The 10,017-nt window shown below is 68.2% G+C and carries 7 protein-coding genes; 3 read left to right on the top strand and 4 right to left on the bottom strand.

The genetic code is table 11. The annotated features are described in order from the left end of the window. The coding region (locus DB30_RS29425) for a hypothetical protein (RefSeq protein WP_165704005.1) at window positions 1-822 on the top strand (822 nt) is incomplete at its 5' end. A gap of 197 nt (window positions 823-1,019) precedes the next feature. On the opposite strand, the gene DB30_RS29420 is transcribed toward DB30_RS29425, so the two are convergent. Further along, entirely contained in the window at window positions 1,020-1,697 is a 678-nt protein-coding gene (locus tag DB30_RS29420) for a hypothetical protein (RefSeq protein WP_052555179.1), read from the bottom strand. 486 nt (window positions 1,698-2,183) lie between these two features. Between DB30_RS29420 and DB30_RS29415 the strand changes: the two genes are divergently transcribed. Further along, a complete protein-coding gene (locus DB30_RS29415; RefSeq protein ID WP_052555190.1) occupies window positions 2,184-3,350 on the top strand; it encodes an acyl-CoA dehydrogenase family protein in 1,167 nt (388 codons plus the stop codon). 811 nt (window positions 3,351-4,161) lie between these two features. Here the strand turns inward: DB30_RS29415 and DB30_RS29410 are convergent. Both DB30_RS29410 and DB30_RS29405 read right to left on the bottom strand, forming a co-directional pair. Continuing rightward, window positions 4,162-6,504 carry a translation initiation factor IF-2 gene (locus tag DB30_RS29410; protein ID WP_146661144.1) on the bottom strand — a complete coding sequence of 781 codons (2,343 nt, stop codon included), beginning with the start codon at window positions 6,502-6,504 and terminating at the stop codon, window positions 4,162-4,164. Between the two features lie 171 nt (window positions 6,505-6,675). Beyond that, complete coding sequence (locus DB30_RS29405; RefSeq protein ID WP_205633095.1) at window positions 6,676-7,848, bottom strand: serine hydrolase domain-containing protein; 1,173 nt, start codon at window positions 7,846-7,848, stop codon at window positions 6,676-6,678. Window positions 7,849-7,926: 78 nt separating this feature from the next. Here DB30_RS29405 and DB30_RS29400 point away from each other — a divergent pair, with 78 nt between their 5' ends. Beyond that, complete coding sequence (locus tag DB30_RS29400) at window positions 7,927-8,322, top strand: hypothetical protein (protein WP_052555173.1); 396 nt, start codon at window positions 7,927-7,929, stop codon at window positions 8,320-8,322. Between the two features lie 186 nt (window positions 8,323-8,508). Here the strand turns inward: DB30_RS29400 and DB30_RS29395 are convergent, their stop codons facing one another. Beyond that, window positions 8,509-9,636 (bottom strand): methyltransferase, encoded by a 1,128-nt coding sequence (locus DB30_RS29395; RefSeq protein WP_052555171.1) that lies wholly within the window; start codon window positions 9,634-9,636, stop codon window positions 8,509-8,511. Between the last annotated feature and the right edge of the window lie 381 nt (window positions 9,637-10,017).

Genomic DNA, 10,017 nt, shown 5'->3' with positions numbered 1-10,017 from the left:
GAGCCCGCGGCGGCCGAGCCCGCGGCGGCGGCCGAGCCCGCGGCGGCCGAGCCCGCGTCGCCACCCCAGACCAAGTCCAGCAAGAAGCGCAGGCGCAACCGCAAGCGCAGGCGCAAGATCAACGACGGTCCGCCCGAGAAGCTGTGCGAGCGCTGCTTCGAGCGCATGGGTCACCTCGAGCCCATCGCGATCCCCTGCAAGGTCCACGGCTGCACCAGCACCTGGTCTTGGGAGCGCGAGGGGCAGCTGCGCGCGTGGGCAACCCTGGACGCGCAAGATCACGTCACCGAGCTCCCGCAGCCGCCCCGGCGCATGTGCAACGGCTGCTTCGAATTCGTGCGCGGCCGCGGCGATCGTGAGGTCGCGTGTGGTCGGCCCGAGTGCGAAAAAACGTGGACCTACAAGACCGGCGCGCAGCTGCAAGACTTCCTTGCCGGCCGCACGCAAGACCCGATCCGCCTGTGCGAGGACTGCTCGCGCAGCCAGTTCGTGATCAGCTCCGCCGGCGGGGCGGTGCCCGCGGGCGCCGAGGTCATGCCTTGTCAGGTCGCAGGCTGCAGTGGTTCGTGGGTGTACGCCCCAGGCATGTCGCTCAGCACGGCCGACCCCGACGCCGCCGAGCCACCGCTGGATCGCATGTGCGACGACTGCCGCGTACAGCGGGATGCCCCGGGCCGCGATCCTCGGCGGATGTCTGCCGGTCAGGCCGATCAGGCCGATCAGGCCGCCGCACAGATTGCCGCGGCGACTGATGAGTCGGACCCAAGCGCCGACGAGAGCTCGCAGCAGGCTCCGGCGGCAGCCGACGAGATCGCCGACTAGATCGACGACCCAGCCGCCAACCCGACCGCCAGTCCGGCGGACTGACTTGACCACGCCAGGGGCGAGGTGTGACGCTCATCATCGCGCACGCCTCTCGCACTCCAGCTCTGCCCCTGCTCGCGGTTTCGCAAGACTCCCAAGCTCCGATCACTCCCACTCTCAGCGTGCGCTGTTTGGCGGAGCCGGGTCCACGGCCGCTACGACCTCTTTCGGGTGAGTAGCACCGCCATGGTCACGGCTGCGGCGAGCATCACCTCGATCGCCCAGCCCAGGCGCACGCCGATCAACAGCTGCAGGCGGATCCATCCGCACACAGCGACGATCACGGTGGCCCCCCAGTGCACCAGCCAGCGCAAGGTTGGCCCCGAGCGGGAGAACCCGGCAGTGTCGTCGGCCCCCCCGCTCGCCGCTGCCTCGCGGGCGTGATGCAAGATGAAGTAGCCCCCGCTGACCACGGCGAAGCCAAGCAGCGCGAGCGGCATCTTGCCTTGGTCGCGGGACCACAACAGGAACGCGACCAGCACCAGCTGCGCGTGCAGCAGGCTCAGGTTTGCCACGAGCAGGCGCTCGGCGAGGCGCGGGTGCACGCGATCCCCGAGCCACGCGAGCGCGAGCACGATCGCGCCGAAGCAAAACGGCGAGCCAAACCCGAGCAGCATGATCAGCCCCTCGAGCGGGCTGCGAAGGAACGACGCGTACAGCAGCTGCGCGAAGCTGAAGCCGTCGGGGTGCAGCGGCAGGGCGATCGCCGCGGTCAACACCAGCGCCGGCAGCGTCAGCGTGATCGGCAAGGTCTCCGGCGGTCGCACGGTGTCAGCGAACTCGTCCTCGAGCGCGTCATCTTGCTCGTCGTGATCCTCATGCTCGTCGCCCATGCGACCACGATAATGCCAAACCGGTGAGCGGAGCGAGCTCACTGCCGCCCCGACACCCTCAGAGCCCCCGTCAGGGCACCCCCACAGCGAACAACGAAGCGACCGCTTCCAGGCGCCATACGTGCGACGGAGCACACAACCCGCGTCGGCGAAGACCGAGGAGCGAACCATGCGCGAAGTGGCCGCCGTCAGCGAAGACCCAGGGTACTAGACCCAAGCGCTCGGCGAAGCGACCTGATCCCCTTCCTAGGGGCCCACACGCGCCCGCGAACAGCCAGCCCCGAGCGAAGCGACCACACGCGAAGCCGCAAGGTGGCTGCGCCCATCAGCCCCAAGCGCTCGCCGAAGCCACCTGAGCCCCCTAGGGGGCCACACATGGGCCCGCGAACAAACGGCCCCGAGGAGCGAAGCGACCAGACGCGAGTCGGCTGCAGTCGGCGAAGTGGCAAGGTGTCTGTGGGGGTCCAAACATGTATGTTCTCGGCGATGTCCCTGCACTCGGACGAGCTGTTCAACCCCACCGAAGAGCACCGCCTGCTGCGCCAGACCATCGCCGAGTTCGCGCGCCGCGAGGTCGCACCGCAAGCGGCAGAATTCGACGAGAAGGGCGAGCTCAACGTCGAGCTGTTTCGCAAGCTAGGCGAGCTCGGGCTGCTGGGGATCACGGTCTCGGTCGACGACGGCGGCGCGGGCATGGACGCGGTCGCGGCCACGATCGTCCACCACGAGCTCTCGAAGTACGACCCAGGTTTTTGCCTGGCCTACCTCGCGCACTCGATGCTGTTCGTGAACAACTTCTACAACTGCTCCAACGCAGAGCAGCGCGAGCGCTACCTCGACAAGGTCATGAGCGGCGAGTGGGTCGCCGGCATGGGCATGACCGAGCCCGGCGCTGGCACCGACGTGATGGCCATGAAGACCACCGCCGTGCGTGACGGTGGCGACTACGTGCTCAACGGGACCAAGACCTACATCACCAACGGGCCCGAGGGTTACTGCTTCTTGGTCTACGCCAAGCTGAACGATCGCTTGACCGCGTTCGTGGTCGATCGTGAGTGCCCGGGGTTCTCGACCAGCAACCACATCGAGAAGATCGGCATGCGCGGCTCGAGCATGTCAGAGCTGATCTTCGAAGACTGCCGGATCCCCGCCAGCAACCTGCTCGGTGAGGAAGGCGGCGGACTCACGCACATGATGCGCAACCTCGAGATCGAGCGGCTCACGCTGGCGGCCATGAGCGTGGGGATCGCCGAGCGCTGCGTGGAGATCATGATCGACTACGCCGACCAACGCCGGGCGTTCGAGCAGTCGCTCAACCGGTTTGGGCAGATCCAACGCTACATTGGTGACGGCTACGCGATGATGCAGGCGGCCAAGTGCTTGACCTACAACGTGGCGCGGGACCTGGGGCCGGACAATCGGGCGCGGGTTGGGTCGGACGCGGCCAAGTTGTTCGCGGCGCCGGTTGGGAAGCAGTGCGCGGACTGGGCGATGCAGGTGATGGGTGGGGCGGGGTATTGTCGGGAGTTTCCGGTCGAGCGGCTGTGGCGGGATGCGAAGTTGTTGGAGATTGGGGGGGGGACGATCGAGGCGCATCAGAAGAATCTGACTAAGGATTTGACGCGCATATGGAGGGCCTCCGGCGGGGTCTGAGAGACACTGGGGACTGGTTTGGTTGTTTGAGGGGGTGTGAGTGGCTGGTGGGGGACTGGTTGGTTGTTTGAGGGGGGTGTGAGTGGCCGGCGGGGGACTGGTTGGTTGTTTGAGGGGGTGTGAGTGGCCGGCGGGGGTCCGCGCACGGGGCTGCAGAGGGCCTCAACCCGGCTAGGTCTACTCCAGTCTCGTGGCCCCGCTTCCTCTCGTTTCTTCTCACTGGCCCGACCGCGCTTCTCTTCGTTAATCTCCACGTGCGTAGATACGCCGGGTTGAGGCCCTCTGCGGCCAGTCGTGCGCTCTTCGTCGATCGGGGTGGGCTCTCCGATCTGGATATGGGGCTAAATTAATAGCGGACGACGGACGGGGTTGCGGTCAGTCGCAGGTGTGAAGATGTCCCACTAGACGGGGCAGCGGTTGGCGAAGTCGCAGGTGCGGAGACGTTTGGCGAAGCGGCCCGAGCCGGAGCTCCCCAGACGGAGCAGCGGTCGGCGAAGTCGCAGGTGCGAAGACGTTCGGCGAAGCGGCCCGAGCCCCCTGCTAGGGGGCCACACATGCCCCTGCGCACAAACGGCCCCGAGGAGCGAAGCGACCAGACGCGCTAAGGGCTGCAATCGGTCATGGACGTGGGGGCCAACCGAGCCCGCCAGTTCACAAAGCACAACACGTACGTGGAGAGGTACCCGGTGGCTGCAGGTGGTCAGACGAGAGCCCCCTTCTAGGGGGCCACACATGCCCATGCGGACAAACGGCCCCTTGGGAGCGAGCGAAGCGAGTGACCGCGAAGTGCGAAAGCGCCTGTGGGGGTAACTTACAGCCTTGGGGGGATGGCTTCTCGTTCGAAGGCTTGGAGGACGTCGCCTTCGCGGAGGTCGGCGGTGTCGACTAGCAAGATCCCGCACTCTTGATCCGTGCCGACCTCTTTGACGTCGCGTTCGACGATGCGCAGCGAGGCTAGCTTGGTCGAGTTGATCTCGGCGCCGTCGCGGAGGACGCGGATGCCGGCGTTGCGGGTGATCTTGCCGTCGATCACGCGGCAGCCGCAGATCGTGCCGCTGGAGGTGGGGAACAGCTTGCGGACCTCGGCCTTGCCGATCGGGTGCTCGAGGTAGCTGGGGGCGAGCTGGTCGAGCATCAGGGCTTCTAAGGCGTCGCTGAGCTCGTAGATGATCTTGGCGCAGCGGATCGGGATGCCGTCGGAGTCGGCGAGGGTGCTGGCCTTGTTGCCGGCTTTTACGCCGAAGCCGAGGATCGCAGGGACCACGTTGCCGCCGGCTTGGCGGGCGGTGGTGGCGAGCTTGATGTCGCCCTCGGTGATCTCGCCGACGCCGGTCGAGATGATCTTGGTCTGGACCTTGTCGCTGCGGATCTCGTTGATGAGGTGCTCGACGGCCTCGAGTGAGCCCTGGACGTCGGCGCGGACGACCAGCGCGACGGTGGGGATCTCGGCGCGGCGCTCGGCGGCGAGGCGGTCGGCGAAGCTGATCGCGCTGGAGCGGGCGCCGTCGCGGCGGCGTCGCTGCTCGCGGCGGTGGGCGATGAGCTGCTTGGCGGCCTTGTCGTCCTCGACGACGTTGAAGGCGATGCCGACGGCGGGGGGCTCGTCGAGGCCCGAGATCTCGACGACGGTGGAGGGGCCGCTGGTCTGGATCGTGGCGGGCTGGGCCTTGCCCTTTGGCTTCTTGGGCTTGGACTTGGACTTGGACTTCTTCTTGGGCTTGTCGGTGTCCGCGTCGGCCTCGGCGTCGTGGTCGTCTTCTTCGAGGTCGCCGGTCGGGATCAAGGCGCTGACGCGGCCGCTGGACTCGCCAGCGACGACCATGTCGCCGCGGGTGAGCGTGCCGTTTTGGATCAGCACGGTCGTGATGACGCCGCGGCCACGATCGATCCGGGACTCGAGCACGATGCCGGTCGCGCGACCTTCTGGGGTGGCGCGCAGCTCGAGCACCTCGGCGAGCACGGCGAGCTGCTCGAGGAGCTCGTCGAACCCGGCGCCGGTCTTGGCGGAGATCGAGACGATCGGGGTCTCGCCGCCGTAGGTCTCGGACAGGACGTGGTGCTCCATCAGCTGACGCTCGACCTTGGCGAGGTCGGCGTCGGGGAGATCACACTTGTTGACGGCGACGAGGATCGGGACGTCGGCGGCCTGGACCTGGCGCAGCGCTTCGATCGTGGTTGGCATGACGCCGTCGTTGGCGGCGACGACGATCATGGCGATGTCGGTGAGGTTGGCGCCGCGCTCGCGCATGGCGGCGAACGCTGCGTGACCCGGGGTGTCGACGAACACCATCGGGCCGGCGTTGGTGCGGACCCGGTAGGCGCCGACGTGCTGGGTGATCCCGCCGGCCTCGCTGGCGGCGACCTCGGCCCGGCGCAGGCGATCGAGCAGCGTGGTCTTGCCGTGATCGACGTGGCCCATGACCGCGATCACGGGGGCCCGCAGCTCACCAACCTCGATCTCTTCTTCGCCATCGAGCAGCTCGGACTCGTCGAACGAGACGTCCTCGACCCGGTAGCCAAACTCGGCGGCGACCAGCTCGGCGGTCTCGACGTCGACGCCGGTGTTGACCGTGGCGTTGCGGATGCCCATGCCCCACACCACGCGGATGACCTTCGGCGCCTTGACGCCCATCTGGCGGGCGAGCTCGCCGATCGAGATCGCCTCGTCGACCCGGACGCGCTTCTTGTCGGCGCCCATCTCGGCGGTGCCGGCGCTGGATGGCTTGCCGCGGCGGGCCGCGCGACGGCCTGGCAGGCGGCGACTCGAGCGGACCTCGCGAGCCTTGCGGGCGCTCGCGCGACCCTTGGGCTGATCGCCGGCGCCGCCGCTGTCGATGATGATCTCTTGCTTGCGCCCGCTGCCGCGCGGCTTGTCGCCGCTCGCGGTCTTGGGCTTGGGCTTGCCGCGCAGACCCTTGAGATCGATGACCCCGAGGATCTTGGGGCCAGCACCGCGGGCTCCCACGATCACGCCCTCGGCGTCTCGGATCGCGCGCGGGTTGGCGGCCGACGTCTCAGCTGTTGCCTCGCCCGACGCGTTGGGGGACTTAGCGGGTGAGGCCGACGGCGCGTCAGCAGATTTAGGCTTGTCGTTCGAGCCTGAAGACATGGGCAGCGGCAACCGGGCCAGGGCATCGCGTGTGACGCGGCCCATCGGCGGGCCCCTTCGATACGCGACCAATGGGGGTCGCGCAAGGCCACGCCCGGCGCAGTGGCTGCCCGGACGGTTCGCGCGGAGCCCAAATTGACCCGAATCGGGCGAGAACGGGGCCTCAGCTGGGGTCCCAGCCCGCTTGGGCGGACGCCGCCAGAACCCGCGAAGCGCTCACTCGGCCGAGCGGCTGGGCTCAGGCGCTGGCGGGACGCACTGGCTGAGCGGCCGGGGATCGTAGCGTGTGCGGTTCGTCAGGATCACCACGCCGTAGTGATGGCTGGGCCAGATCCGTACCTCTGGGCGGTAGCCACCACCCTTGCCCATGTGATTGAAGTAGCGTTGACCGTCGATCACTTGGGTGTGCCAGCCCAGGGCGTAGTCGAGTGCCCGGCCGTTTTGATCGAGCTGCGGGGTCTGCATGGCTTGGACCGAGGCGGGCGTGAGGATCTGTCGGCCGTCCCACTCGCCGTAGTGCAAGTGCGCGCCAAGGAACTTGGCGAGGTCGCCGGCGGTGCCGATCAAGCCGCCGTAGGGAGACCCCTCGACCTCGAAGTAGACGGTGGTGACCCAGTTGCGCAACGACGGACCGAACACCTCGGGGTTGGCGACAGACTTGGCCACCGTCGTCCAAAATCCGCCCTTGCGTCCGTGGCCGATCGCGGCGTTGCCAAGCAGGGGCGCCCAGCGAAACCCGGTGTGCTCCATGCCGAGCACATCTAGGATCTCCTCGTGCACGTAGGTCTCGTAGTCGCGCCCGTCGGCCAGCTCGACCATCCGCCCCAGCACGACGTAGCCCAGGTTCGAGTAGCGCTGGTTGGTGCCCGGTCGGTAGCGCAGCCGTGAGCCATGCTTGGCGAGCAAGCCCTCGAGCTGAACCTTCACGCTGCGACGCTCCCGACCTTCGGGGGCCGCGGCCGCCCACACCGAAGGGCTGCCAAGGCCGCTCGAGTGGCTCAGAAGATCCCGCGCGGTGATCGGGCGACGGCGCGGCTCGTCGAGCACGAACTCGTCACCGAGCAGATCTTTGACCGGCGCGTCGATGTCGAGCTGGCCGCGCTCGTGCAGCTGCATGATCGCGGTGGCCGTGAACAGCTTGGTGATCGAGAACCACAAGAACGCGGTGTCGACGTCGACCGGTCGGTGATCAGCGAGCGCCGCGTAGCCGCCAGCCTCGACCTCGATCTTGCTGGCGTCGGGCTCATGGGTGCGGACCGTGGCGACGACCAAGCCCGGCGACTCGCCGCGGGCCTCGCCGACCGTGGCCAGCGCATCTGCGCGCAGCTCGGCGGGGGGCACGACCGTCGTGTGGACACACGCGGCCGCAGCCACGCACGTCGTGAGCATCAGCCGCGCGCAGACCGTCACACTTTCGAACTACGCCGAGGTCGCGGGCCTGTCCAATTGCTCGTAGGATGCGGCCGCGTGGGCGAGACTCTCATTGGGCCGGACGAGCTCGAGCTCGCGGTGTCGGGGCTCTCGGGCATGGTCGGGGCCTTGCTGCTGCCGGCGATCGGCGCGTGGTTGCGGGTGCTGCTGCAGTGGATCGAGTCGGACCGCTCGGGCCTGGGCCAGCAGCCGCGACTGTCGGGTCTCCAGATCCTGCGGGCCGTGCTCACCAGCTTCGCGCTGTTCTTCTTTTTCATCGCGCTTGGCCGGGCCGCCGGCGAGCTGCGCGAGATCCGGGTCGAGGCGCCGGTGTTCGCGGCGATCGTGACCGGGCTCCTCGCTGGGGTGGTGTTCTGGGCGATCTACGCGGCGGGGATCTCCGCGCTGCAGAGCGACTACCGGCGCGCCAAGCAGACCCGCCGGATCAAATGAGGGCTCGGCTCCGCGCTTTTTAACTCATACTGGATTTTTTCCTTGCATCTCGCCGTGCGGGTGCGCGATTATCCGCTCTGCGCCGACAGGACGTCGGTGGGAGAAAAAACACCATGAAGGTCAATTTCAGTCTGTTGGCGATCGCCGTGCTTCTTCTCGTGAGCAAGCGGTCGGCTGGCTAGTGCCCTAGTTCCAGCGTGCTCGGAGCACGAAGTAGCCATCGCGCTCGCCGCCGTCGACCTCGGCCCCGAGCTCGGTGAGCAGCTGCAGCGCGCGGTGGGGTCGGCTGACGACCAGCAACACCTGCCCGCCCGGGCGCAGCCACGCGCGAAGATCGAACAGCCGCCGAAGCGTGTCGACGTCGGCGTGGGTTGGTGGGTTGAGCAGGACCAAGTCCACGGGGGTGATCTCCGCGGGCAGGCCGTCGTGTTCGTGAACTTGGACCCGCGACGCGAAGCCGTTGCGCTCTGCGTTCTCGCGGATCAGCGCGCAGGCCCGCAGGTTGCTCTCGACCGCGATCACCTCGGCCTGCTCGAGGCGTTGGGCCGCCCACAGACCCAGGGTTCCAACGCCCGCGCACAGATCCAAGACCGCGCGCGGGGCAGGTCGCCCGGTCTCGGCGTCGCGGCGCAGCAGCTCGTCGGTGACATGCAAGAGGGCTCGCGTGCCACCATCGAGCTCGCGTCGCGAGAACACGCCGGGCTGGCTGCGCAGGCGCAGATCCCCGAGCGCCTCGTCGTGGATCTCGTAGTGGCGCGTGCTCAGCTCGGTGGCCAGCTCCGTGTCGATGTCGGGCCCGCGCACGCCCTTCCACAAGTGATAGCCGCGCTCGCGGGCGACGACCTCGACCGCGTCGTCGCCAAGCAGCGCGCGCATGATCTTGCCGAGGCTCTTGCCGCCTTTTTGTTTGCGGACCGCACAAAGAAGGTGTCCACCCTCGCGCAGCGCGAGCGCACCCACGGCCAGGCATGACTCCGAGAAGTCCTTGCCCAGGTGCGCGCGCGGCCAGACCATCGCCGCCTCGAAGCGCGCGTCGCCAACTGGCAGCGGCGCGCTGGTGTCGGTGCGTCCCAGATCCGAGACGCAGCGATGGGGCGAGCCAGTGCGCTCGCGCACGTCGAGGATCAGCCGCGTCGCGCCCGGGGCCAAGCCCGGCAGATCACCGCAGTGGACCAAGAGCAGCGCCGATGCCTCCATCCCCTTCGCAGCCTCGGCGAGCAGCCGGACCCCCGGATCATCGGGGTTGAGGCCGTCTTGGCCCCCGGGCCCCCCGACGCGGTTCGTGCTCGGCTTCGCCTCCGCGCGCTCCGCCACCCTCGCTTCGCTCGGGCTCGAGGTCGGGGCTCCCGGGGGAACGCTTCGCTCTTTTGAGCCCCCAGGGCCCCCGGGGAGATTTGCCTGTTGTCCCATGGCCCAGACCTTGGCCGATCTGCGGCCTCTCGTCAGCTGGGCCCCACGTGTAGACCGGAGCCGATCTCCGTGATAGAGCTCCCACCACTGCGCGAGCGCCCACGCCGAGCATGTCGGCTGGGGTATCGCGTGTCCGATCTGGTCTGGATTCCGCCATTTGGGGAGTCCGCACCACGGGGACTTCCTGCCCGGGCGCTTCGTCTGTGTGGGTTCCAGAGCCCCGGAGCGACGCCGGTGTGACACGACAGAGGTCGGTCACGCACGGATCGCCTGCCGATGGAACAA

Source organism: Enhygromyxa salina, from assembly GCF_000737335.2.
In the GTDB taxonomy this organism is placed as follows: domain Bacteria; phylum Myxococcota_A; class Polyangia; order Nannocystales; family Nannocystaceae; genus Plesiocystis; species Plesiocystis salina_C.
This window is presented reverse-complemented; position numbering and strand designations above follow the sequence as displayed.